The 25,260-nt window shown below is 62.5% G+C and carries 11 protein-coding genes; 7 read left to right on the top strand and 4 right to left on the bottom strand.

The features are described from left to right. Positions 1-30: 30 nt before the first annotated feature. The 3 genes from glgB to AB688_RS11700 all read right to left on the bottom strand — a co-directional run bounded on the left by glgB (position 31) and on the right by AB688_RS11700 (position 7,878). Positions 31-2,241, bottom strand: a complete 2,211-nt coding sequence (glgB, locus tag AB688_RS11710) for a 1,4-alpha-glucan branching protein GlgB (protein ID WP_063544207.1) — start codon at positions 2,239-2,241, stop codon at positions 31-33. A 181-nt stretch (positions 2,242-2,422) separates the two neighbouring features. Further along, the gene (treS, locus tag AB688_RS11705) at positions 2,423-5,734 is read right to left on the bottom strand and encodes a maltose alpha-D-glucosyltransferase (protein WP_063544205.1); all 3,312 of its coding nucleotides are present in this window, start codon (positions 5,732-5,734) and stop codon (positions 2,423-2,425) included. A 110-nt stretch (positions 5,735-5,844) separates the two neighbouring features. After that, positions 5,845-7,878 (bottom strand): alpha-1,4-glucan--maltose-1-phosphate maltosyltransferase, encoded by a 2,034-nt coding sequence (locus tag AB688_RS11700; RefSeq protein ID WP_063544203.1) that lies wholly within the window; start codon positions 7,876-7,878, stop codon positions 5,845-5,847. A gap of 139 nt (positions 7,879-8,017) precedes the next feature. Here AB688_RS11700 and AB688_RS27005 point away from each other — a divergent pair, with 139 nt between their 5' ends. The 3 genes from AB688_RS27005 to AB688_RS11690 all read left to right on the top strand — a co-directional run bounded on the left by AB688_RS27005 (position 8,018) and on the right by AB688_RS11690 (position 17,529). Then, on the top strand, positions 8,018-8,179 hold the full coding sequence (locus AB688_RS27005; protein ID WP_172964780.1) for a hypothetical protein: 162 nt from the start codon (positions 8,018-8,020) through the stop codon (positions 8,177-8,179). Positions 8,180-8,507: 328 nt separating this feature from the next. Continuing rightward, a complete protein-coding gene (locus tag AB688_RS11695) occupies positions 8,508-17,132 on the top strand; it encodes a neuraminidase-like domain-containing protein (RefSeq protein ID WP_063544201.1) in 8,625 nt (2,874 codons plus the stop codon). 187 nt (positions 17,133-17,319) lie between these two features. Beyond that, complete coding sequence (locus AB688_RS11690; protein ID WP_063544199.1) at positions 17,320-17,529, top strand: hypothetical protein; 210 nt, start codon at positions 17,320-17,322, stop codon at positions 17,527-17,529. A 40-nt stretch (positions 17,530-17,569) separates the two neighbouring features. Here AB688_RS11690 and AB688_RS11685 read toward each other — a convergent pair whose 3' ends face one another. Next, the gene (locus AB688_RS11685) at positions 17,570-19,234 is read right to left on the bottom strand and encodes an AMP-binding protein (protein WP_063544197.1); all 1,665 of its coding nucleotides are present in this window, start codon (positions 19,232-19,234) and stop codon (positions 17,570-17,572) included. A gap of 279 nt (positions 19,235-19,513) precedes the next feature. Here AB688_RS11685 and AB688_RS11680 point away from each other — a divergent pair, with 279 nt between their 5' ends. The 4 genes from AB688_RS11680 to AB688_RS11665 are packed head-to-tail and all read left to right on the top strand — an operon-like array spanning position 19,514 to position 25,072. After that, the gene (locus tag AB688_RS11680) at positions 19,514-20,677 is read left to right on the top strand and encodes an isovaleryl-CoA dehydrogenase (protein WP_063544195.1); all 1,164 of its coding nucleotides are present in this window, start codon (positions 19,514-19,516) and stop codon (positions 20,675-20,677) included. 19 nt (positions 20,678-20,696) lie between these two features. Then, on the top strand, positions 20,697-22,304 hold the full coding sequence (locus tag AB688_RS11675) for a carboxyl transferase domain-containing protein (protein ID WP_063544193.1): 1,608 nt from the start codon (positions 20,697-20,699) through the stop codon (positions 22,302-22,304). Positions 22,305-22,307: 3 nt separating this feature from the next. Next, a complete protein-coding gene (locus tag AB688_RS11670) occupies positions 22,308-23,120 on the top strand; it encodes a gamma-carboxygeranoyl-CoA hydratase (RefSeq protein WP_063544191.1) in 813 nt (270 codons plus the stop codon). Beyond that, on the top strand, positions 23,117-25,072 hold the full coding sequence (locus AB688_RS11665) for an acetyl/propionyl/methylcrotonyl-CoA carboxylase subunit alpha (RefSeq protein WP_063544189.1): 1,956 nt from the start codon (positions 23,117-23,119) through the stop codon (positions 25,070-25,072). Before AB688_RS11670 ends, AB688_RS11665 begins: the two co-directional genes overlap by 4 nt. The last annotated feature ends 188 nt before the right edge of the window (positions 25,073-25,260 follow it).

Raw genomic sequence — 25,260 nt, 5'->3', positions numbered from 1 at the left:
CATCCCCCTCCAGGAGGATGCGCCGCGACATCAGGCGGGCTTCATGACCAGAACCCCTAAAGGCGGCAGGTTCAACGCCAGCGACAGCGGCTGCCCATGGCTTGCCACCGCCTCGCCGGCCACCGCCCCGAGATTGCCGACATTGCTCCCGGCATACAGCTCTGCGTCGCTGTTGAGCAACTCGACCCAGCGCTCGCCGAACGGCACACCGATGCGATAGCCCTCACGCGGCACCGGGGTGAAGTTGGCCACCACCAGCAGCGGCTCGCCGGCACTGCTCCAGCGCAGCCAGGCGTATACGCTGTTGGCAGCGTCGTCGCCGATCAGCCACTGGAAGCCCTGGGGCTGGCAATCCTGCTCGTGCAGGGCCGGCAGCTCACGGTAGAGCCGGTTCAGATCGCCCACCAGCTTCTGCACGCCCTGGTGCTCGGAATACTGCAACAGGTACCAATCCAGTTGCTGGTCGTGGTTCCACTCGCGCCACTGGCCGAACTCGCAGCCCATGAACAGCAGTTTCTTGCCCGGGTGCATCCACATGAACGTCAGGTAGGCGCGCAGGTTGGCGAATTTCTGCCAGCGATCGCCGGGCATCTTGTCGATCAGCGAATGCTTGCCATGTACCACTTCATCGTGGGAGATGGGCAGGATGAAATGCTCGGAGTAGGCGTAGATCAGGCCGAAGCTCATCTCGTTGTGGTGATGGGCGCGGTGCACGGGATCGTTCTGGATGTAGTGCAAGGTGTCGTGCATCCAGCCCATGTTCCACTTGTAGGCGAAGCCCAGGCCGCCCTGCTGCGTGGGTTGGCTGACACCTGGCCAGGCAGTGGACTCTTCGGCAATGATCAGCGCACCGGGCGCCTCGTGCAGCGCGATGTCGTTGAGCTGACGAATGAAGTCGATCGCCTCGAGGTTCTCACGCCCCCCATAGCGATTGGGCACCCACTCGCCGGCCTTGCGCGAGTAGTCGCGGTACAGCATCGAGGCCACGGCATCGACGCGCAGGCCGTCGATGTGGAAGTGCTTGAGCCAGTGCAACGCCGAGGCGAGCATGAAGCCTCGCACCTCGTTGCGCCCGAGGTTGTAGATCAGCGTGTTCCAGTCCTGGTGAAACCCTTCGAGCGGGTTGTCGTACTCGTACAGTGCGGTGCCGTCGAAGCGCGCCAGGCCGTGCTCGTCGGTGGGGAAATGCGCTGGCACCCAGTCGAGGATCACGCCGATGCCGCCCTGGTGGCAGGCATCGATGAAGGCAGCAAAATCTTCCGCACTGCCGTAGCGGGAGGTGGGTGCGAACAGCGACAGCGGCTGGTAGCCCCAGGAGCCACCGAAGGGATGCTCCATGATCGGCAGCAGCTCGATATGGGTGAAACCCAGTTCTTGCACATAGGGCACCAGGCGCTCGGCCAGCTCGCGCCAGTTGTAGAAGCGCGCGACCTCACCGGCTTCGTCCAGCTCGCAGCGCCAGGAGCCAGCGTGCAGTTCGTAAATGGACAACGGTGCGCTATAAGCATGGCGTTGGGCACGTTGCTCCATCCACTGCTGGTCGCGCCAGTCGTGGCTGAGCGCACCTGCGACCTTCGAGGCCGTGCTGGGCGGCAGTTCGGTGGCGCGGGCCAGCGGGTCGGCCTTCAGCGGCAGTACGCCGTGCGCCCCCAGCACTTCGAACTTGTAGGTTTCGCCCACGGCCAGGCGCGGGATGAACAGCTCCCACACCCCGGCATCGTGGCGCAGGCGCATGGGATGGCGACGGCCGTCCCAGTTGTTGAAGTCGCCCACTACCGAGACGCGCCGGGCGTTGGGCGCCCAGACCGAGAAGCACACGCCGTCGATGCCGTCGACCTGGATGGGCTGGGCACCGAAGCGCCCGGACAGGTCACGATGATTGCCCTCGGCGAACAGGTACAGGTCCATGTCGCCAAGCTGCGGACCGAAGCTGTAGGGATCCTCGGTGACCTGCTCGCCTCCGGCCCAGCCGATCTGCAGCAGGTAGGGCTGGCGCTCGTCCAGGTACGCGCTGAACAGGCCCGGCAGGCTGCCCTGCTCCATCTCGGCGAGAATGCGCCCGTCGTGACGCGCCAACACCCGGGCGTTCAAGGCGCCTGGCAGGAAGGCGCGGATGACTTCGTCGCCCGCCCCGTCGACGTGCGGGCCAAGCACCGCGAACGGATCTGCGTGTGCGGCGCTGGCCAGGGCGTCGAGATCGCGTTGGCGAAGGCCGCCGTTGCTACGCATTGATGCATTCATCTCACTGCCCCTTTCCATATTCCATATATTTTTCAAAGTAACGCAGTGCCGGGCACGGGCTGCGCCCATGATCGCGGGACGAGCCCGCTCCCACCCCTGCACAACAGTACCTGTTGGAGCGGGCTCGTCCCGCGATCACCGGCGCAGCCGGTGCCAGGCAACACTGCCTTCCCTACAGGGTTCATGCTTCGCCCCAAGTACTGATCAACCCATGCAGACCATGCAAAGGCACGGCCAGCCAGCCGGGTCGGTTATCGGCTTCATAAGTGATTTCGTAGGCCGCCTTCTCCAGGCAGAACAGCTCCAGCGCCGCACGCTCGCCCTCGGCGTGCTGCCAGGCATGGGCAATGGCGGCGGTGGCCAGGCCGTAGGCTTCGACGAAGGCATGACGCGACTGATGCAGGTACTGCCGGGCAACCCGTTGACGAGCCTGGCGCGCAGCGTCGGAGAGGTCTACCGCCGAGGCGCTGCGCAAGATCATCGCTGCAGCATAGTCGAACGAGCGCAGCACGCCGCTGACATCCTTGTACGGGCTGTGCTTGGCCCGGCGCTCGTCCAACGGCCGTGCTGGCTCGCCTTCGAAATCGATCAGGTAGGCATCGCCTTGCACCACCAGTACCTGACCCAGATGCAGGTCGCCATGCACGCGCATCAGCAGGCCGCCCTGGGCCTGGCGTGCGAGCATCTCGATGTGCTGGGCAAGGCCCTCGCGTTGCTGTTGCAGGTCATCGACCAACGCCTGGCTTTCGCTGTCCAGTTGCTCACGATGCTGGGCCAGCAGCTCGAGGGCGCGGCTGAGCTCGGCATTGATCTGCAGGCCCCAGCGCTCACTGTCCTGGGTGTCGCTGGGGCGCGGTGCAAAGGCTTGATCGGCGGTAGGCGCGGCCAGCAAAAGGTGCATCTCTCCCAGTCGCTGCCCCAACAAGGTGGCGAAACCCGAGAGTTCCGACAAGGCATCGGTGTGCGCCTCGGCACTGCCCTGCGTGGGCTCCATCTCGTCGCGGATCGCTCGCTCCAGGGTGTTCTGGGTCCATGACCAGGCATCGCCCTGGTTACTCAGGTAACCCTGGGCAATCATCAGCAGGTGGGATTGCGCCTGCTCATCCACACGACTGACCCAGGCCAGCAGCGGCGAGATATTGGCAAAGCCGGCCGCGGTGAGGTAGGCGCTCATTTCCAGCTCCGGGTGAATGCCGGAATTGACCCGTCGGATCAGTTTGAGCACCACGCGCTCACCGATCACCACCGAACTGTTGGACTGCTCGGCACTGAGGTAGCGCACCTCACTGTCCTCACCCAGCGCCAGGCCAGCGAGCTGCTCGGTACACTCGAAGCGCAGCTCGCCGGCGCTCGAGGGCAGGCGGGTGTCATCCTGACAGGCGCGCAACACGGCCCGCACGAACGACTCCTGCACGAAGGCATCGGTGATCAGCCCGACCTGTCGACCTCGGCGCACCCGCGACAACGCCAGCTGCTGGGGCAAGGCGCTGTGGATCTGCTCTTCAGGCAGCAGCCCGAACGGCAGTTGGTAATGGCTGGTCACACCGTCACTGAGCACCTCAAGCTCGCTGAGCAACACCGGGGTGGACGGCGTGCCGAAACGCACGCCATAGCGAATGCGCACCGCGTCGATCGGCCCTTCCTTGCCGGCGAACCAGCGCCGCTTGGGCAGGTACTGCGGCAGGATCGACGCCTGCAAGGTGTCTGCCGACGGGGCTTCGAGCAACTCCTCCAGACGCTTGCGCAGCACCAACGTGGTCAGTTCCGGCAAGCCTTCGGCAGGCTGGATGTGCCAGCTGGGCATGCGGTCGTGGGAGGCCAGCAGGAACCAGTAGAAGGCATACGGTGGCAGGGTCAGCAGGAACGGCAACTGGCCGATGGGCGGGAATGCGCTGCCTCCGAGCATTTCCACCGGCACCCGCTCGGCATATTGCGAGAGGTCCAGTTCGGCGGCCTGCGCCGCGCGCGAGACGTTGGCCACGCACAGGATGGTCTCGCTGTTGCCGTCGGCATCGGTGTACTCGCGCACGTAGGCGAGGATGCGCCGGTTGCTCGGGGTCAGCATCTTCAAGGTGCCGCGACCGAAGGCCTTCTGCTGCTTGCGCACCGCGAGCAGGCGCCGGTTCCAGTTGAGTAGCGAATGCGGGTCGTGGCTCTGGGCTTCGACGTTGACGGTCTGGTAGCCATACAGCGGGTCCATGATTGGCGGCAGCACCAGGCGCTGCGGATCGGCCTTGGAGAAGCCGCCGTTGCGGTCTGGCGACCATTGCATGGGTGTGCGCACCCCATCACGGTCACCGAGGTAGATGTTGTCGCCCATGCCCAGCTCGTCGCCGTAGTACAGCGTCGGAGTGCCGGGCATCGACAGCAGGAGGCTGGTCAGCAGTTCGATGCGCCTGCGGTCGCGCTGCAACAGCGGCGCCAGGCGCCGGCGGATACCCAGGTTGATGCGCGCGCGGCGGTCCTCGGCATAGTAGTTCCACAGATAGTCGCGCTCGCGGTCGGTGACCATCTCCAGGGTGAGCTCATCGTGGTTGCGCAGGAAGATCGCCCACTGGCAGTTGGCGGGAATCTCCGGGGTCTGGCGCAGGATGTCGGTGATCGGAAAGCGGTCCTCCATGGCCAGGGCCATGTACATGCGCGGCATCAACGGGAAATGGAAAGCCATGTGGCATTCGTCGCCATCGCCTTCGCCGAAGTACGGGCGGGTGTCTTCCGGCCACTGATTGGCCTCGGCCAGGAGCATGCGATCAGGGTAGTTGGCGTCGATCTCGGCGCGGATCGCCTTGAGCACGTCATGAGTCTCGGGCAGGTTCTCGTTATTGGTGCCGTCGCGTTCGATCAGGTACGGAATCGCGTCCAGACGCAGACCGTCGACACCCATGTCGAGCCAGAAGCGCATGACCCCGATCACCGCCTTCATCACCTGCGGGTTGTCGAAGTTCAGGTCCGGCTGGTGCGAGTAGAAGCGATGCCAGAAGTACTGGCCGGCGACCGGGTCCCAAGTCCAGTTGGACTTCTCGGTGTCGAGGAAGATTATCCGCGTGCCGTCGTACTTCTGGTCGTCGTCCGACCACACGTAGAAGTCCCGGGCCTTGCTGCCGCGCTTGGCGTGGCGGGCACGCTGGAACCAGGGGTGCTGGTCGGAGGTGTGGTTGATGACCAGCTCGGTGATCACCCGCAGCCCGCGCTTGTGCGCCTCGGCGATGAAGCGCCGGGCGTCGGCCATGCTGCCATAGTCAGGGTGCACAGCCTTGTATTCGCCGATGTCATAGCCGTCGTCACGGCGCGGCGAGGGGTAGAACGGCAGCAGCCAGAGCGTGTTGACACCCAGCTCGGCGATATAGTCGAGCTTGCTGATCAGGCCGGCGAAATCCCCGATACCGTCGTTGTTGGAATCGAAAAACGACTTGATGTGCAACTGGTAGATCACCGCATCCTTGTACCACAGCGGGTCGTCGATGAAGGCTGCCGGGCGGGAACGCTTGGCCATGTGCGACTCCTTTCAATTCTGGGTTCGGCACGCCCCTGTGCAGGAGCGGCCTTGTGAGTGGCGGCAGGCTTGTCGGGTCACGCCCGCAAAAGCCCACCCCGGCAAAGGGATCAGCCGAGCTTGCTGATTCGCCAGATGCCGAACGGCTGGTGCCAAGGCTCGATGCGCATCCACTGGGTCTTGCCATGCCAGGTCCAGCGGTGCCCGGTCATCAGGTCTTCACCTTGCGTATCGGCGCTGTCATCGAGCCCCAGCTCCCACAGCGGCAGTTCGAAATGCGCTTCCTGGGCGTTGTACGGATCGAGGCTGATGGCGATCAGGATGAAGTTGTCGCGCTCGGGCGTGCGCTTGGCGAAATACAGGATCTGGTCGTTCCAGCAGTTGAAGAAGGCCACGCCCAGGTGCGTCTGCAAGGCGCGGTTCTGTCGGCGGATGCGGTTGAGCTGGGCGATCTCGGCGACGATATTGCCGGGCGCGGTGAAGTCGCGCGGGCGGATCTCGTACTTCTCCGAATCCAGGTACTCCTCCTTGCCCGGCAACGGCGTGCCCTCGCACAGCTCGAACCCCGAGTACATGCCCCACAGGCCCGAGCCCATGGTCGCCAGCGCCGCACGGATGAGAAAACCGGCGCGGCCGCTGGTCTGCAGGAAAAAGGGGTTGATGTCGGGGGTGTTGACGAAAAAGTTCGGCCGGTAGCACAGGCTCCACGGCGGCTGGTTGAGCTGTTCGAAGTACTCGCGCAACTCCTGCTTGGTGTTGCGCCAGGTGAAATAGGTGTAGCTCTGCGCGTACCCGACCTTGCCCAGGCGCGCCATCATCGCCGGCCGGGTAAAGGCCTCGGCCAGGAAGATCACATCCGGGTACTGGCTGCGCACATTGGCGATCAGCCATTGCCAGAAAGGCAGCGGCTTGGTGTGCGGGTTGTCGACACGGAAGGTGCGTACGCCCTCCTCGACCCAACCAACCACCACATCGCGCAATGCCAGCCACAACGAGGGGACGGCCTCGGGCGCATAGAAATCGACGTTGACGATGTCCTGGTATTTTTTCGGCGGGTTCTCGGCGTAGCGAATGGTGCCGTCCGGGCGCCAGCTGAACCAGCCCGGGTGTTCGGTAAGCCAGGGATGGTCCTGGGAACACTGGATGGCGAAGTCGAGGGCGATTTCCAGGCCATGCTCGGCGGCGGCGGCGACCAGCCGACGGAAGTCTTCGCGGCTGCCCAGTTGCGGGTGGATGGCGTCGTGGCCGCCGTCTGGGCTGCCGATGGCGTAGGGGCTGCCCGGATCGTCGGGGCCCGCCTGCAAGGCATTGTTGCGCCCCTTGCGGTGCTGCTTGCCGATGGGATGGATGGGCGGGAAGTACAACACGTCGAAGCCCATGTCGCGGATCATCGGCAGGCGCTGGTGCACATCGTCGAACGTGCCGTGGCGCGCCGGATCGTCGGTGACAGAGCGTGGGAAAAGTTCGTACCAGCTGGCGAACAGGGCGCGCTCGCGGTCCACGTCCAGCGGCAGCTCGGGACTGCGGGTCAGGTAACTGCGGTGCTCGGCCTGGCTCATCAGGCTGGCGCTTTCGGGGCTCAGCAGCAACGCCACCTGATCGCCCGGCGCCAGCGTCGGCAAGCGCTGTTGCAACTGCTCGAGCTGCTCGCGCAACGGCCCTTCGCTGCGCTCGATGCCCTTACCCAGCAGCAGCCTGCCCTCCTCCAGCTCCAGCTTGACCTCCACCCCGGCGTGATACTTCTTCTCGAGGTCGTGACAGTACGTGGCGTAGGGATCGATCCAGGCTTCGATGCCGAACAGGTGCAAGCCGAGCTCCACTGGGGTGAACTCGGCAACCCACAGGTCGTTGCCTGCCGAAGTCATCGGCACGCCATGCCAGTGCCGGCTATGGGCCTGGCGCCAGTGCAAGACCACCGACAGGCGGTCATGGCCGTCGCTGTAGACCTTGCTGGTGACCTGCACCGCCTGCCCGCTTACCGCCTTGACCGCGAAGGTGCCGCCGTCGAGCACGGGCGTGGTGTCCTCGATCACGATGCGTGGCGCCAGCAAGGCCTGGGACAGGCTGATGGCCTGGTCGGGATGATCGTTGGCCTTGGGCACTTGCTCGAAAGGCGCTTTTGCGACGGGCTCATTACCGGACATCGAACCTTGCTCCCCTAAGCTGGTGGCGGTAAGGGTTCAGAGCCGTGGGTGCGCAGCGGGTTCAAAAAAATTGAGCGAATGGCTGGCACGGCAGGTCGAAGCCTGCAGAACCTCTTCATCCACCGCGCGAGGTCAGGCCATGAACATTCCCATTCCACCGGAGACGCCCGATCCGAACATCGACGACCCGGCGCTGCCGCCGCCGGTGCCCGAGGAAGATCCGGACGAACTGCCGATCAAGCCGACCGTGCCGCCGACGGTGGGTGATCCGCCGAGCCAGGAGCCGCCGGTGAAGGCCTGAGCATAGACCAGGCCGGGTCACACAGGGGCCCAATGACTCCGCCATATCGCTGGCCTGCCCGGCAGGCGGGCACTGCTTTATTCGACCAACAGCCGGGGCCGTTCAGTGCCCCTTGGCGGTGCAAGCCGCTATCACAACACAGTTCAGGCAAACCACGGCGTGGCCACTTTGAGCGCATGCCTGGCCCTGCATGAGCCTGCGAAACATCGACCTACCTAGTATTTCTGTCAGGTGTGCCCTGCGGCGGACGCGTGTAGTTTGCCGCAGTGGGCCTGGCGCAGATTTACAGCCGCGTCAGCGCAACAGCATCTGCCGAGGACTGTCCGCGATGAATGACGCCACCAACCCTGCCAACCGCCCAGACGCCGCCAACTACATGAAGCTGTTCCCGGAAGACCGCACACGCTGCGCGCCCGGGGCGTTGATGAGCAACGACAGCAGGCTGGCCTACCTGGTGCACCTCAAGGAACTGATTCAAGCGTTCGAAGTACGCGCGGATGTCAACGCACCGATCACCCTGCTGACACGGCGCCCTGACCTGCTGACGTTGAAGCTCGACGACAGAAACGCCCGGCGTACCCTGCCCAAGATCAGGATTACGCTTGAACTGCTGGAAAACCGTGCTCAGCAAGCCCTGGCAAAGAATCAGACGCTACAAGCAGCGGTTGCGCAAGGCTCCGGCCAAGCCAGTGTGCCCTTCCATCGTGCCTGGGAGTCGGTCAAAGCGACACTGGCGGCCAAACAGGTACAGTTGTGGGACCTGCTGAGTGCTACCAGCCTCTGTTATCCACTGTTCACATTCGACCATCTGCCCTCGGCCACCCAGCGGACTGCCACCACACTGGCCAGCGGTTTCTCGCCGCAACTGCGGACCCTGCTGCTCGACGCTACGCCCAGCGAGCTGATGCTCAGTGCAACCGCGTACGATACGACGCGAAAGCTGGCCAAGGCGCTGGCACTGAGCCGTCGTGAACTGCGCCAGTTGCTGGCTGTAGAGGCTGTCGGCAAGGGCGGTACGGCGGTGACCCGCAGCCCCCACGTGCCCACAGCCGCCAAGCCATCCAGCCAGGTATATGGCGCCGTGTTCATCAATAACGGTGCAACGCCGTTGTATCTGCTCGAATCGGCGCCCGCGCAGCCTGCGACAAAAAAAATCGTGCGCATCGAAGGCCTCACCGATGCCCACCTGGACCGCCTCCAACGCATACTGCGCCTGCAGCGGGCCCTGGGCCTGAGCGCAGCCCAGACTGACACGCTGGTCATGGCTGCGCTGCGTGCCGAAGGCCAGACCGGCAACTATCAATTGACGGACAAGACCCTGCGCGCACTCGGGCTGTTCCGTCATCTGCAGCAAAAATACAACGTCAATGCCGAGCAGTATGCTGCGTTGATCGATGCACTCTCACCCTATGCCATTGGGCGGCAGGCTTCGTTCTACGACCAGCTGTTCGCCGCCGGGCATGATGAAGACGGCCAACCTGCACAACCCTCCCTGAAACTGGACGACAAGGCGTTCGATCCTGCGTCCACCACAGGTGCCGACGGCCTGACAGTCAAGCAGCTGGCCCTTGGCCTGAAGGTGGATGACACCTTGCTGCGGGGCATTTTGGATCGGGTGGTCAAAGCACAGAATCTGCAAAAACCGACACGCTCGCTGGCCGTGGTCTCGGCCTGCTACCGGATCGTTGCCCTGGCCCGGGTGTTCGGCACGTCGACCCTGCAGGGCCTGTCCCTGATCGACGTACTGATGAATCAGGACCCTGTCTACTGCCAACAATTGGCCGGCCAGCCAAGCCTTGCAGGCGAGCCCGGCAAAGCCGACATCATCGATGTGATCGCCGGTGTGCTGCAGGCTGCGCAGTGGCTGCAGCACCAGGGCATGGACGCCTTGCAACTGGCCTACCTGCTCAATCCCCGGGCGCCTGGCTTCCACCCGGCGTGGGGAAATGCGTTCAACCCTCAAGGCAGCCAGAACGCCGATGCCCTTCACCTGCAGCTGAAAACGGCACTGGGGCTCGAATCACCAAACCTTGTTGCGCCCCTGCTGCGCTGGGCCGGGGTCGACGCCGAGCTGTTGAGCACCCGGATAGCGGCCATCGCTGCGCAGTGTACTGCAGAGTCAACGACACCAAAGGCGTGCTTCACCGAAAGTGACCTCACGCAGTGGTCAACCCTGCAACGCTACGCCGACGTGACAAAACTGTTCAAACTCAGCGCACACTTGCTGGATCAGCTGACGCTTACCCCAGAGAGGTTCAACCTCAAGGATCCGAAATCGGACAAGTGCCGGCCGCTGGACCTGAGCACCCTCTATCAACTCGGCCGTTACAAGGCAGTACTGGCCAGGCTAGCACTGGGCATGGGTGAACAGGACCTGCTGGTTCACCTGCAAAGGTTCGAGGCGCACGACGAAGCGTCATCTGCAGACAACACGGCAAAAGAACATTGGGCCGCCCTGGAACAGCTGCTCGGCCGCACCAGCGGTTCTCTCTGTGGTTTGATCGACATTGCGCCGCCCGACACCTTGATGGGCATCGATCGCCTGCTGCGCACCCTCGAGCTGGCAGACAAACACCAGCTGGCACTGGACACCTTGTTGCAACTGAGCAAGCTGCCCAGCACCGACAGCTACGCCCCCTTCCAGCAGGCCGCCGTGGCCCTGCGCAAAGGCTGCAGCGCCAAGCAACGCAAGGTGGTCGATGAACAGCACAGCGTTGCCTGGCGCGACGCCCTGATGCACTGGATGATCGCCAAATGGGCGCCGACCGACCCGGCACACAGCTGGATCACCAGCACGCAGACCCTGGCCGACTACCTGCTGATCGACCTGCAGGTGTCTCACGAACCCCTGACCACCCGCACGCTGTCGGCCACCGCCAGCCTGCAACGCTACCTGCACCAGATCCACTCACGCCTGGAAAACGGCTACCGCAGCACCGCGATCAGCGACGCCGAGCGCGACGAATGGGAAAACTTCAGCAGCAGCTACGAGCGCTGGAGGCTGCGCCAGGATGCGCACAACGAGCCCCAGAACTTCATCGACCCCACCCGCCGCCAGCGCAAGACCAGCGCCTTCAAAGACCTGGAGACTCAGCTGGCGCAGGGCAAATGCCAGCCCGAAGACATCCATATGGCCATGCTTGGCTATCTGAGTACTTTCGAAACCCTGAGCAATATCCAGCCGATCTCCGTGTATGCCGACTGCACCTCGCCACTGACCGATACCTACCATTTCATCGGCAAGACCAACGTCGAGCCGACCGAGTTCTACTGGCGCACCCTGGACATGTCGCAGCGTGATCAACAGGGCGTGCCGAGCATGTTGGCGTGGGGCGAGTGGGAGAAGATCAGCCTGGCGGTCAGCGCAACGATCGCGCTGACCCCACTGCCGCCGAAGACGGACGACAACCGTACCCATATCGAGCTGATCCGCCCGGTGATCGTTGCCGGTCGTCGTTATGTGGTGTGGGTCGAGCGTGATACCACCGGGATTCCCATGGGGCCCGACAGCAAGCCCAGCGAGTACTTTGCCTTGCGGGTGTTATTCGCCTTCCAGCAGACCGATGGCAACTGGAGCCCGCCCAATGAGTTCATGACGCTGGACGGGCATGACGAGCAAGGCGTGTTCAAGAGCAGCGAAGTACTGGCGACCAACACAGCAGGGACTGCTGCAAACACCAACGTGTATTTGAAGACCAGGACGTTCATGCCGGGATTGATGGTCATGGTCAACATCCATGGGGATCGGTTGCACGACCCCTGGTTGACCACCGTGGTGTTCGATAGCTCACTGCCAGCGGAGGAAGGAAAAGAGCCGACACGCAACGTTGATTATTTCATCAGCACCAAGGACCTGCTGTTGCTCGAGGACAAAGCGCTCGATCTCGGTAACGTGACGGACCGCCCCATCGAGACAAACATGGTGAAGCGGTGGTTGAGCTTCTTCCGAGACCCGCGGACGGTACAACATCCCTATGTGGGGGCGGTTACCCAGCTGAAGACGGTCGAGGAAGATTCCACAGCGTTCAGCTGGAGCGACCTGGCTTCTAAAGATGAAGTAAAAGATCGCTACGAAATCAGTACGCTCGGGCAGGCCTCTATTGAGGCATCATTGTCTGACGCTTTGGATTGCATCTCAGTCGATGTCACGCTGGATAGCACATGGAGGTTGAAAAAAGAAAACCTAAGCATCTCTGAAACCGTTGTAACACCCAACCGCCCATGGGGATTATCAATAGATATAAAGTCAGTACCTTTCGCATCTCACTACAAAAAACAAACCCTAAGTGACGCCGATCTCGCAACCCTAGACCACACATTAATTTTGGAAGTACAAAAACTAGATATAAAACCAAAGACAGAACAAATACTAAAAATAGTTAGCCTAAATCATGAAATCGACACGCTAGCAGAAGAAATCCACAAAACAAAAGAACACACAACCAAAAATCATAGCAAAGAATTAACAGAACTAGAAAATAAAAAAAACACATTAGAACACAACAGAAAGCAATATCTTGATGAAAACTTTAACGTCATAACATTTACAAGCAAAAGAGCACAACGAACCGCAATCGACGTCAAACATGACATACTGATTGAAATTGTAGCAATTTTCAAAACCGAAGACAGGTTTGAAATCTCCGTACCAATACTCTCCAACTCCAAACATATTTTCGCGCCCAAAACCTGGTCCCTCTCAGGTTGGCTCAGAACGGCGAAAGTAAAAATTCAGTCCAAAAAAGAACCAAAACTCACACTTTATGATAGCGCTTTGTTGCCAATATTTAAAACAAGACCCACCCCGAAACTTGATTTTTCCAAACTCATCATAAAACTCACCAACAAACCTAAAGAAAACTCAATTCCTAGCTGGACACTCTCAGTATTTGAGCAGGCCCGCCTTGAGGAACAACATCTCCAGATACTCAAAACTTTACCCACCGACAACGCTGACGCGTTCAGTAAACTAAAGAATTTCCTGCTCAAGGTACGCTACCTACCTGCAGAACAGTATTGCAAATTGGTTGGCATCACCAACATCGAGCAACCGCGCCAGCCCATCGCACTGCACACCGCCATTGACAACGCCAAAGCGCTGGACAAGGCAGACGCGATCAACACGCTCATCGCCGAAGAGCTCGATGAATTAAAAAAAATCACGCCCGACCTGCCTGACGAATCGCTGCAGGCGATATTACGCCTTCGATACTTCCATCCGGCGGCCTGCCGCAAAATCCTTTTCTATCTTGATCCCAAGCACGAAATGGCGTTCGAGGACACGTTGATCGCCAACGGTAAAGGTGCTGTCAATTTTAGCCTCCCCATCAACAAGGACATTCGTGACTACACTGTCTCGCTAGACTTCTATAACGAACAAGTCAGTACAACCGACCCCATCGCAACGGCTACCTGCGCCTATACCCTGGAAGAGAAAGACGACGACGCGATCCCCAGTGTGCAGATCTGCCGCAATGAAACACAGGCTCTGTACCTGGACTTCAAGGAGGTCAATGACAAAGCTGAAGACCAGACCAATGCCCCCCCTTTCCGTACCCTGCGGCTGAACACCCTGTTTGGCAAGCAACTGGTGGCACTGGCTACTCAATCGGTCGAACAGTCGCTGTCATGGAAAGCCCAACACTTGCCAGAACCGCCCCTGGAACCTGCAAGTTCAGGCACCATCGTCGACCTGCGCAGCGCCAACGGCTTGTACTTCTGGGAGCTTTTCTTCCACGTGCCGTTCCTGGTCACCTGGCTGCAACGCCAGAACCGCGAATACAGCCAAGCCTGGCGCTGGTGCACACGGTTCCTGTTCGACCCCTACCGCACCTGGGTGCCCGAGGGGAACCACCCGCCGCTGTTCTGGCTGACAAGACCTCTGCTGGCCCGTGCAGCCTTCACCGCCAGCGCCCAGACCAACGACCCGGACCTGCTGGCCTACGCCGAACCCGAGCGCTACCGCAAGGCGCTGCACCTGTTAGTGGTGGAAAACTGGCAACGCCAGGGTGATGACCAATACCGCATGCTGACGCTGGATTCGCTGGTCGAGGCCGCGTTGTGCTATGACAAGGCGCTGCGCCTGATCGGCGTGCTCCCCGAAGACCTGTCCAGCGCACCGGCCCAGCCACCGACGCTAGCGGAGGCCAGTTCCACGGCCTTTACCCCGCCGCTGAACAACAAGCTCGTCACGCTGCGCAACCTGCTGCGTGACCGTCTGTTCAACCTGCGCCACGGCCTGACCCTAGATGGCAAGCCCGCTGCGATCATGCTCGACCCCGACACACTCGACCAGATCGCACTGGGCAACAGCGTTGTCGCCCAGGACCGGGGCGAGGCCACGCCGGTTGCGCCCATCGTGCCCCCCTGCCGTTACGAGGAGGCGCGCAAATGCGCCGGAGAAGCGGTGCAGCAACTGATCGCCTTGGGGCAAACCTTGCTGGGCTTCTACAACACCGAAGCCGCCCAGCAACTGGAACTGCTCGGCAAACGCAACCTGATCAGGCTGCTGGACTTCCCTTGTCAGCTGCAGGAGCAAGCGCTGGAACTGGCCAAGCGCGAGCGTGACACCGTGTTGCGCTCCAGAGCCATGATTGAACAACGTCAGGAGTATTACCAGCGGCTGGTGGACGAAGGCGTGATCGAGCTGGAAACGGCTGTGCTTGCACTGGCAACGTCTTCTGTCGCCACCCGCCTGCCATCGGTCCCCAGCTACGCCATGGCAGCGGGCGCCGCAATGGCACCGACCATTTTCGGTATGGCGGTGGGTGGTTTCAGCCCGCAGGAAGCATTTGAGTCGGCGGCCAATGCTTGGGAGGCTGTGGCCGAGACACTCGAAACCATGAGCAATACGATCGACAAGCAAGCGGAATACATTCTGCGTCGCCAGCAATGGCAGCATGAAGCCGACCAGGCCACACATGAACTCGGCATCATCGATGCTCAACTGCGCGAGCGAGACATACAGATCAAGGCCGCCGGCATCGCCGTGCACGAGGCCCGTGCAACCCGCCAGGCGCACCAGGCCGAATACGAGGTCATGCAATCGGTATTCGCCAGCCACACCACTTATCTGTGGTTGATCGGTCGGCTGTCGGAGATCTACAGCACCGCGTACGACGCAACCACTTCCCTTTGCCTGATGGCCGAAAACTGCCTGCGGTACGAACTCGGCGATTTCACCAGTCGCTGGATCAGGACGGACGGCTGGCTCGACAACTGGCGTGGGATGCTTGCGGGCGAAGCGCTTGAGCGCGACCTGATGCAAATGGACGTCGCAGCGATCCGTGACAACCACAGGCCCCTGGATATCCGCAAGGATTTCTCCCTACTGGCACTCACCGGGTGGACCGCCAGCCAATTGCACGAGCAACTGGACAACGATGAAATCCTGTTCGAGCTGCCGGCACGAGTGTTCGACATCGATTTCCCAGGCCATTACCTGCGCCGCCTGGAACGCATCACGCTGGCCTTCGAAATCCCAGGGTCAGGTTCTTCGAAACCGATCTCGGCCATGCTCTACCAGACCTCGAACAAGGTGCTTCTGGAAGCGGACATCGAAGGCGCCCGCCACCTGTATTCGGCCAGCCAAGGCAGCCCCAAGCATGTGCTTCGCGACCTCCGGCCGAACCAGAGCATTGCCCTGTGGTCGGTCAAGGAAGTGTCGCGTAACTTCGATCTGCAGCCGTCGGTACCCGACAAGGCCCGCTATCAACCCTTCGAAGGCACCGGGCTGATCTCGAGCTGGCGGCTGGCGTTCCCAGGCGGCGCCAGGAACAACCCTGAGTTTTACAGGGACAATGAGTGCAGGCTCAAAGACATCACCATCACCGTCAGCTACAGCGCGGTTGATGGTCCTACGGCATTTCGCGACGAAGTCAAGCAGCTGCTGCAGGCCGAAAGTACAACCGGCTCTGCTGATGGGGGCGACAGCGCAGCAGGCGAATCACCAAGCGGCAACGGCAGCAGTCAGCCAGCAAGTTCAGGTAACGCTGACAATGCCATCGTCACTGCACGAGAAGCGGAACAGGCCGCCAATGCGGCACTGGCAACCGCCCAGGCGCAGGCTGACAATCCGGCGCTGAAGGCGCCCGAGGCGGCCAAGCAGCTCAAGCAAGTGACTGAAGCGATCGCCAAAGCCGAGAAAGCTGCCGAAGCGGCCAGCACCGCCCGCAAGAACACCGAAGCCGCTGCAAAGAAAGGCCAGGTGGACAGCGCGCAAGCCAGCGCAGATGAGGCGCAGAAAAACGCCAAGTCGGCCCGGGAGGCCGCCGAGTCGGCTCAGAATGCCTGCAAGGATGCACAGGACGCGGCCAAGGCTCGCGAGGCGGCTGCGCGTGAAGCTGCTGAAAAGGCTGCTCAAGAAGCCGCCGAAAAGGCTGCTCAAGAAGCCGCTGAAAAGGCTGCTCAAGAAGCCGCCGACAAGCTCAAGGCTGAGATCGCCACTGCGGTTGCCTCTGCCAAGGCCGCAGCCGAGGCCGCCGAGGCCTCACAGAAGTCGGCGCAAGCCGACTATCAAGCCACGTCCATGAACATCCCCGAGGCAAGCGCAGAAAAAAAAGAGGCGACGGGTGCAATGGGCAAACTGCAAGCAGCCGTGGACGAGGCAAAAAAGGCGTATCAGGACGCCGAGGCAGCGGCCAGCGAAGGCGAGCTTGCAACCGCACAAGCCAAAGCCCGTTCAGCTCAGGAGGCTGCAAAACGCGCAGACTCCCATGCCAAAACCATTGCCGCCATACGCAAGAAGACCGACACCTTCCAAACGCTCGCTCAATTGCAAGCAGCGGCCAAAGACCTCGTGGGCAAGCAGGTCCAGTACGCCTACAAAACAGGAGAAACGTACACCGCGAAAGTGGTGTCTTGGGCGGAAGACCACGTCAAGTTCGAAGGTTGGGGAGGTGGGCCCGATAGAAAACTGATGTTCTCGTCCATCGCTTACCTGAAAGCTAATTGAGAACCGTATGAAAGCTCCGGGACATACGCTAGCCAGAGTACGGTTCAACGCACCAGGCCGAGGTACCAACGGTTTGATCTTGGCGACCGTTATCGCTACATGACACAGGAGCCTGCCCATGCCCGACCAATGAGACCCTGAACCTCAATACACACTGACGCATGACTCAACCCAAGGATAAATGAACATGGCTACCGAACAGGAACTGAAAAAACTGCTTGCCGAAAAATTCGACAAGAAAGAGGCTGATATCAACGGCGCTACGAAAGTTTCCGACATCGTCAGCAGTACCTCAAAACTGGTTCGATACCTCAATGACGATTTAGGAACCGACCTGGCAGAAAGCGATATCCAAGACGCCGAAACCTTCGACGATTTGTTCAAGGCTGTTAAGTGACATGTCCTATCCGCCTGGCCTTCTCAGGCCAGGCGGCGCTTCAGTGCGGCGCAAGTTCCGCGATGCTGATCTCGCGCATCCGGAATTTCTGCACCTTGCCGGTCACCGTCATCGGAAACTCATCGACGAAGCGGAAATGCCGCGGCACCTTGAAGTGCGCAATGTGCGCCTTGCACCAGGCCTGCAAGTCCTCGACCGTGGCGCTGTGCCCGGGGTGCAGCTTGATCCAGGCGACGATTTCCTCGCCGTAGCGGCTGCACGGAATACCGATCACCTGAGCATCGGCCACCGCCGGGTGGGTGTAGAAGAACTCCTCGAGCTCGCGCGGATAGATGTTTTCGCCCCCGCGAATGATCATGTCCTTGTTGCGCCCGACGATACGCACATAGCCCTGCTCGTCCATCACCGCCAAGTCGCCCGTGCGCATCCAGCGCGCCGGATCGATCGCCTGGTGAGTGGCTTCAGGGTTATTCCAGTAGCCAAGCATCACGCTGTAGCCGCGGGTGCACAATTCGCCGATCTCGCCACGCGGGACGATCACGCCGTGCGCATCCACCAGCTTGGTCTCCAACTGCGGCTGGGTGCGCCCAACCGTCGTCACGCGCAGCTCCAGCTCGTCGCCAGGGCCGGTCTGCAGCGACACGGGGCTGGTCTCGGTCATGCCGTAGGCGATCTGCACCTCACCCATGTGCATCTGCTCGATCACACGGCGCATCACCTCGATCGGGCAGGTAGCGCCGGCCATGATGCCGCTGCGCAGGGTCGAGAGGTCCAGGATACTGCGCGACGGGTGGTCGAGCATGGCGATGAACATGGTCGGCACACCATAGAGGATGCTGGCACGCTCTTCGGCCACAGCCTGGAGCGTCAACTCGGGGTCGAAGGCATCGTTGGGATAGATCATGGTGCTGCCGTGGGTGATGCAGCCCAGGTTGGCCATGACCATGCCAAAGCAGTGGTACAGCGGCACCGGGATTACCATGCGGTCCCGTTCGCTCAGGCCCAGGCTTTCGCCGACCATGAAGCCGTTGTTGAGGATGTTGTAGTGGCTGAGCGTGGCGCCTTTCGGCGCGCCAGTGGTGCCGGAGGTGTACTGGATGTTCACCGCCTGGTCGAACTGCAAGCCCTGCTGCCTCGCCTGCAGCGTCTGGGGATCGACCTGCCCTCCCCGCTCAGCCAGCGCATCCCAGGGCAGAAAACCGCCGGGCGGGGTGGACGACAGGCTGATGACGCCACGCAGGTCCGGCAGGCGCTCACTCGCCAGCGGCTGCGCACCCAGCTCGGGCACCAGTTCCTGGACCATCGCGTGATAGTCGGACGACTTGAAAGCATCGGCGCACACCAGCCAACTGCAGCCGGACTGGCGCAGCACGTACTCCAGCTCGCTCACCCGGTACGCAGGGTTGATGTTGACCAGGATCGCGCCCACCTTCGCCGTGGCGATCTGCAGGATGCACCACTGCGCGCAGTTCGGCGCCCAGATACCGACTCGATCGCCACTGGCCACGCCCAGGGCAATCAGCGCCCGGGCATGCACCTCGACCTGCTCGGCCAGCGCCCGCCAGCTGTAGCGCAGGCCTTGGTGGCGCACCACCAGGGCCTCGCGCTCGGGCCAGCGGGTGACGGTGGCATCGAACGACTGGCCGATGGTCTGGGTCAGCAGGGGCCGGTCCTGGCGGCCTCGGGTGTAGCTTGGTTGACTCATGAGTATCCCTTCTTGTGGTTGTTCTGGGCATGACTGAAGCAAGCGAAGGGTACTTTGGCGCACATTTACGTTTACGTAAAGGTGATGATCCAATTGACAGCCCGAAAAGGCAGGTTTACGTTAACGTCAACCACGAGCACCGACCCTGTGGGAGCGGGCTTGCCCGCGATGAGGCCGGACCAGACAACATCGCTGGCCGTTCTGACGGGCATCGCGGGCAAGCCCGCTCCCACAGGGTCGGTGCAGTACCTCGAATTTCAAGAACAACAAGGTGCCCCCATGCATTACCCCAGCCTGAACTTCGCCCTGGGCGAGACCATCGACATGCTCCGCGACCAGGTGCGCACCTTCGCTGCCGCCGAACTCGCCCCGCGCGCGGCGCAGATCGACCACGACAATCTGTTCCCCGCCGACATGTGGCGCAAGTTCGGCGACATGGGCCTGCTGGGCATCACTGTTTCCGAGGAGTACGGCGGCGCGGGCCTGGGCTACCTGGCCCATGTGGTGTCGATGGAAGAGATCAGCCGTGCCTCGGCCTCGGTGGCACTCTCCTACGGCGCCCATTCCAACCTCTGCGTCAACCAGATCAACCGCAACGGCACCCATGAGCAGAAGCTCAAGTACCTGCCCAAGCTGATCAGCGGTGAGCACATCGGCGCCCTGGCCATGAGCGAGCCCAATGCCGGCTCCGACGTGGTGTCGATGAAACTGCGCGCCGAGAAACGCGGCGACCGCTACGTACTCAACGGCAGCAAGACCTGGATCACCAACGGCCCCGACGCCAACACCTACGTGATCTACGCCAAGACCGACCTGGACAAGGGCCCGCACGGCATCAGCGCATTCATCGTCGAACGTGACTGGAAGGGCTTCTCGCGCAGCAACAAGTTCGACAAGCTGGGCATGCGTGGCTCCAACACCTGCGAGCTGTTCTTCGATGGCGTGGAAGTGCCGGAAGAAAACATCCTCGGCCAGCTCAACGGCGGTGTGCGCGTGCTGATGAGCGGCCTGGACTACGAGCGCGTGGTGCTCTCGGGCGGACCGACCGGCATCATGCAGAGCTGCATGGACCTCGTGGTGCCCTACATCCACGATCGCAAGCAGTTCGGCCAGAGCATCGGCGAGTTCCAGCTGATCCAGGGCAAGATCGCCGACATGTACACCCAGCTCAACGCCAGCCGCGCCTACCTCTATGCCGTAGCCCAGGCCTGCGACCGTGGCGAGACCACGCGCAAGGACGCCGCCGGGGTGATCCTCTACACCGCCGAGCGCGCCACGCAGATGGCCCTGGAAGCGATCCAGATCCTCGGCGGCAACGGCTACATCAACGAGTTCCCGGCCGGGCGCCTGCTGCGCGATGCCAAGCTCTACGAGATCGGTGCCGGCACCAGCGAAATCCGCCGGATGCTGATCGGCCGCGAATTGTTCAACGAAACCCGCTGAGCACAAGGAACTGGCGTCCATGGCTACCTTGCACACCCAGATCAACCCGCGCTCGGCGGAGTTCGCCAGCAACAGCGCGGCCATGCTCGAACAGGTCGATGCCCTGCGCACCCTGCTGGCCCAGGTCAGCCAGGGCGGCGGGCCCAAGGCCCAGCAGCGCCACACTTCGCGTGGCAAGTTGCTGCCGCGCGAGCGCATCGACCGCCTGCTCGACCCGGGCTCGGCGTTTCTCGAGATCGGCCAGCTCGCCGCCCATGAGGTGTATGGCGAAGACGTACCGGCAGCAGGCGTCATCGCCGGCATCGGCCGCGTCGAAGGGGTCGAGTGCATGATCGTGGCCAACGACGCCACGGTCAAAGGCGGCTCCTACTACCCGCTGACCGTGAAGAAACACCTGCGCGCGCAGACCATCGCCCTGCAGAACCGCCTGCCGTGCATCTACCTGGTCGACTCCGGCGGCGCCAACCTGCCGCGCCAGGACGAGGTGTTCCCCGACCGCGAGCACTTCGGGCGGATCTTCTTCAACCAGGCCAACATGAGCGCTCTGGGGATCCCGCAGATCGCCGTGGTGATGGGCTCGTGCACCGCAGGTGGCGCCTATGTGCCGGCCATGGCCGACGAGGCGATCATGGTGCGCCAGCAGGCGACCATCTTCCTCGCCGGCCCGCCGCTGGTGAAAGCCGCCACCGGCGAGGTGGTGAGCGCCGAAGAGCTGGGCGGCGCCGACGTGCATTGCCGCACCAGCGGTGTGGCCGACCACTACGCCGACAACGATGAACACGCCCTGGCTATCGCCCGGCGCAGCGTCGCCAACCTCAACTGGCATAAGCTGGGCAAGCTGCAATGCCAGGCGCCGGTTGCTCCGTTGTATGGCGCAGAAGAGCTGTATGGCGTGGTCCCGGCTGACGCCAAGCAACCGTTCGACGTGCGCGAGGTGATCGCGCGGCTGGTCGACGGTTCGGTGTTCGATGAATTCAAGGCCCTGTTCGGCACCACCCTGGTGTGCGGTTTCGCTCACCTGCACGGCTATCCGGTGGCGATCCTGGCCAACAACGGCATCCTCTTCGCTGAAGCCGCGCAAAAAGGCGCACATTTCATCGAACTGGCCTGCCAGCGCGGCATCCCGCTGTTGTTCCTGCAGAACATCACAGGGTTCATGGTCGGCAAGAAATACGAGGAAGGCGGCATCGCCAAGCACGGCGCCAAGCTGGTGACCGCGGTAGCCTGCGCCCAGGTGCCGAAGTTCACGGTGATCATCGGCGGCAGCTTCGGTGCTGGCAACTACGGCATGTGCGGGCGCGCCTACGATCCGCGCTTCTTGTGGATGTGGCCCAACGCGCGGATCGGCGTGATGGGCGCCGAACAGGCCGCCGGCGTGCTGGCCCAGGTCAAGCGCGAGCAGAGTGAACGCAGTGGCGAAGTGTTCAGCGCCGATGACGAGAAGAAGCTCAAGCAGCCGATCCTCGACCAGTACGAGCGCCAGGGCCACCCCTACTACTCCAGCGCCCGGCTGTGGGATGACGGCGTCATCGACCCGGCGCAAACCCGTGAAGTGCTGGGCCTTGCCTTGTCCGCCGCGCTGAACGCCCCGATCGAACAGAGCCGCTTCGGCATTTTCCGGATGTGACCCATGAGCGATTTTGCCACCCTCGAAGTGATAAAGGATCCTCGCGGCTTCGCCACCCTGTGGCTGAGCCGGGAAGGCAAGAACAACGCCTTCAACGCCCAGATGATTCGCGAACTGATCGTTGCCATTGACCGACTGGGCGAAGACGCCAGCCTGCGCTTCGTCCTCCTGCGTGGCCGTGGCCGGCACTTCAGCGCCGGTGCAGACCTGGCCTGGATGCAGCAGTCGGCCCAGCTGGATTTCAATACCAACCTGGACGACGCCCATGAACTGGGCGAGTTGATGTATGCGTTGCATCGCCTGAAGACGCCGACCCTGGCAGTGGTCCAGGGCGCCGCATTCGGTGGAGCGCTGGGCCTGATCAGTTGCTGCGACATGGCCATCGGCACCGAGGACGCACAGCTGTGTCTTTCGGAGGTACGCATCGGCCTGGCACCGGCGGTGATCAGTCCGTTCGTGGTCAAGGCCATCGGTGAGCGTGCCGCCCGCCGCTATGCCCTGACCGCCGAGCGCTTCAGCGGTGCGCGCGCCCGCGAACTGGGCCTGCTGGCCGAGGTGTACCCCGCCAGCGAACTGGACAGCCAGGTCCAGGCCTGGATCGACAACCTGCTGCTCAACAGCCCGCAGGCCCTGCGTGCCACCAAGGACCTGCTGCGCGAGGTAGACGATGGCGAGCTGAGCCCTGCCCTGCGCCGTTACACCGAGAACGCCATCGCCCGCATTCGCGTCAGCCCCGAAGGCCAGGAGGGCCTGAGCGCCTTCCTGGAAAAACGCCGCCCCGCCTGGCAGCCTGTCGACAAGGAACCTCGCCCATGAGCCACCCCACGCTGACCACCCTGCTGGTCGCCAACCGCGGCGAGATCGCCTGCCGGGTGATGCGTACCGCCAAGGCCATGGGCCTGACCACCGTCGCGGTGCACAGCGCCACCGACCGTGACGCCCGGCACAGCCGCGAGGCCGATATCCGCGTCGACCTGGGCGGCACCAAGGCCGCCGACAGCTACCTGGTGATCGACAAGCTCATCGCTGCAGCCAAGGCCAGTGGTGCACAGGCGATTCATCCCGGCTACGGTTTTCTTTCCGAGAACGCAGGCTTTGCCCGTGCCATCGAGCAGGCCGGGCTGATCTTCCTCGGCCCACCGGCCAGCGCCATCGATGCCATGGGCAGCAAGTCGGCGGCCAAGGCCCTGATGGAAGCTGCCGGGGTGCCGCTGGTGCCCGGCTACCACGGGGACGCCCAGGACCTGGGGACCTTCCATGCCGCTGCCGAGCGCATTGGTTATCCGGTGCTGCTCAAGGCCAGTGCCGGCGGGGGCGGCAAGGGCATGAAGGTGGTCGAGCAAGAGAGCGAGCTGGCCGACGCTCTGGCCTCGGCACAGCGCGAGGCGCAGTCGTCGTTCGGCGATGCACGGATGTTGGTGGAAAAGTACGTGCTCAAGCCTCGGCACGTGGAAATCCAGGTGTTCGCCGACCAACACGGCCACTGCCTGTATCTCAACGAGCGTGACTGCTCTATCCAGCGTCGCCATCAGAAGGTTGTCGAAGAGGCACCGGCTCCAGGCTTGTCGGCGCAACTGCGCCAAGCCATGGGCGAGGCTGCGGTGCGCGCAGCCCAGGCGATCGGTTATGTCGGTGCGGGCACGGTGGAGTTCCTGCTCGATGCCCGCGGCGAGTTCTTCTTCATGGAAATGAACACCCGCCTGCAGGTCGAACACCCGGTCACCGAGGCGATCACCGGGCTGGACCTGGTGGCCTGGCAGATCCGTGTAGCGTGCGGCGAGGCATTGCCGATCACCCAGGAGCAGGTGCCGCTGGTCGGCCATGCCATCGAGGTGCGGCTGTATGCGGAAGATCCGGCCAATGACTTCCTGCCGGCCACCGGCACCCTGGCGCTGTACCGCGAGTCGGCACCAGGCGAAGGGCGTCGGGTCGACAGCGGGGTCAGCGAGGGCGATGTGATCTCGCCGTTCTACGACCCGATGCTGGGCAAGCTGATCGCCTGGGGGCAGGATCGCGAACAGGCGCGTTTGCGCCTGCTGGCGATGCTCGACGAGTTCGCCATCGGCGGCTTGAAAACCAATATCGCCTTCCTGCGGCGCATACTCGCCCATCCGGCCTTCGCCGCCGCCGAGCTGGACACCGGCTTCATTGGTCGTCATCACGAGGTGCTGCTGCCCGCCACAGGCGAGCGCCCGGCGATGTTCTGGCAAGCCGCTGCCGAAGCCTGGCTGCAGAGCGGCTCACCACAGCGGCGCGCAGACGACGGTGACTCGCCCTGGGCCCACAACAATGGCTTGCGCCTGGGCCTGCCAGCTCGCAGCAGCCTGCATCTTTCATGCGACGGTCAGGACCAGGCCGTGGCGCTGCAGAACAGCGCGCCCTCGGCATTCCAACTGCTCGGCGAGCACTTGGTTCAGGATCAGGATGGCCTGCGTCGGCGCTACCTGGCCATTCGTCGCGAAGGGGTGCTGTACCTGCAATGGGCGGGCGAACTGCACGCGGTCACGGCGTTCGATCCGATTGCCGCCGCCGAGGCCAGCCATAGCCATCAGGGCGGTCTGGGCGCGCCAATGAACGGCAGCATCGTGCGCGTGCTGGTCGAAGCGGGCCAGGCGGTGGAAGCCGGAACAGCGCTGGTAGTGCTGGAGGCGATGAAGATGGAGCACAGTATTCGTGCACCGCAGGCGGGGACAGTGAAGGCGCTGTTCTGCCAGGAGGGCGATATGGTCAGCGAAGGGACGGTGCTGGTGGAACTGGAGGAGCGCTGAGGGCCCAACAAGAGCAGCTGTCTTGTTCAAAATCCAAAGGCCAGCCCAATCCACTGTGGGAGCAACTGTCTTGCTCAAAATCTAAAGATCAGCCCAATCCCCTGTGGGAGCGGGCTTGTCCCGCGAACACGGGCGCAGCCCGTGCCAGGCAGCGCGGTGTCTTTTTCGCGGGTAAACCCGCTCCCACA

It is taken from the genome of Pseudomonas putida (assembly GCF_001636055.1).
GTDB lineage: Bacteria > Pseudomonadota > Gammaproteobacteria > Pseudomonadales > Pseudomonadaceae > Aquipseudomonas > Aquipseudomonas machongensis.
Note: the sequence above shows the minus strand (reverse complement) of the source record. Positions and strands in the feature narration are given on the sequence as shown.